We start from the raw sequence: 1,189 nt of genomic DNA, 5'->3' as shown, positions 1-1,189 counted from the left end.
GGGTCACCCGCGGCAAGCCCGCCCCCGCCCGCCTCCGCGGGGGGGGGGCGGCCCAGGCGGGATCGGGCCCGTTCCCGCCCGGCAGCGGTTCGGTCCCGCGCCCCACTCAGTCCTCCGTGACCGCTCGGCCGTCGGGACCGTCGGGTTTGGCGGCGTACATGGGTTGGTCCGGATCGCCGGTGTGCAGTTCCTGATACGCCTCCTCGGGCGAATCGGCGAGCAGCGAGCGCATGGCGGTATTGACCACGGCCACGAACGGTACCGCCAGCAGACCGCCCGCGAGCCCGGCCAGCACCACACCCGCCGCGATGGCCAGCACCACGGCCAGCGGGTGGATGCGCACCGCGCGGCCCATCAGCAGTGGTTGCAGCACATGGCCTTCCAGCTGCATGACCGCGACCGTGATGCCCAGCACGATGAGCGCGGTGACCAGGCCCTTGGTCATGAGCGCGATGAACACCGCCACCGAACCCGCGATGAAGGAACCCACGATCGGGATGAACGCGCCGATGAAGACCAACGAGGCCAGCGGAAGCGCCAGCGGCACATTGAGAATCGCCAGGCCCGCGCCGATGCCGATGGCGTCCACCGCCGCGACCAGCACGGTGGCCCGGACGAAGCCGGTGAGGGTGCCGAAGCCGAGCCGGCCGGCCTCCCGCACCCTGGAGCGGTGCGCGGCCGGGACGATGCGGGTGCAGAACTCCCAGATCTGGTCGCCGCCGTAGAGGAAGAAGATGAGGATGAACAGCGTCAGGAAGGTGCCGGTGAAGAACTCGCCGATGACCGTGGCGGTGGTGAGCGCCCCGTTGGTGAGCGCGTCCTTGTTGGATTCGACGGTCTTGACGATGGTGTCGCCCGCATTGCGGATCTGATCGTTGCTCAGGTGCAGCGGCCCGTTGATCAGCCAGTCCTGCACCTGGTGCACGGAGGTCTTGAACTCGTCGGACAGCTGCGGCACACCGGAGACGAACTGTTCCACGACGAAGGTCATGATCCCGGCCAGGATCCCGAGCGACCCGATCAGCGCGACCAGCACCCCGATGGCCCGCGGCACTCCGAACCGCTGCATCCAATTGACCAGCGGCGCCATCAGAGCCGCGCCCAGCAGCGCGATGGAAATCGGAATCGTCACCGTCGACAGCCGCCGCGCCAGATACGCGACCGCGACCACCGCCGCCAGAATGATGAG

At 69.0% G+C, this 1,189-nt stretch carries 1 protein-coding gene; it reads right to left on the bottom strand.

Features of this window, described 5'->3' with window-relative positions; translation table 11 throughout:
- Positions 1-106: 106 nt before the first annotated feature.
- Positions 107-1,189 (bottom strand): AI-2E family transporter (locus ACIRS4_RS37900; RefSeq protein ID WP_404204773.1); only part of this gene is annotated, 1,083 nt, incomplete at its 5' end.

It is taken from the genome of Streptomyces sp. NPDC101166 (assembly GCF_044768125.1).
GTDB lineage: Bacteria > Actinomycetota > Actinomycetes > Streptomycetales > Streptomycetaceae > Streptomyces.
Note: the sequence above shows the minus strand (reverse complement) of the source record. Positions and strands in the feature narration are given on the sequence as shown.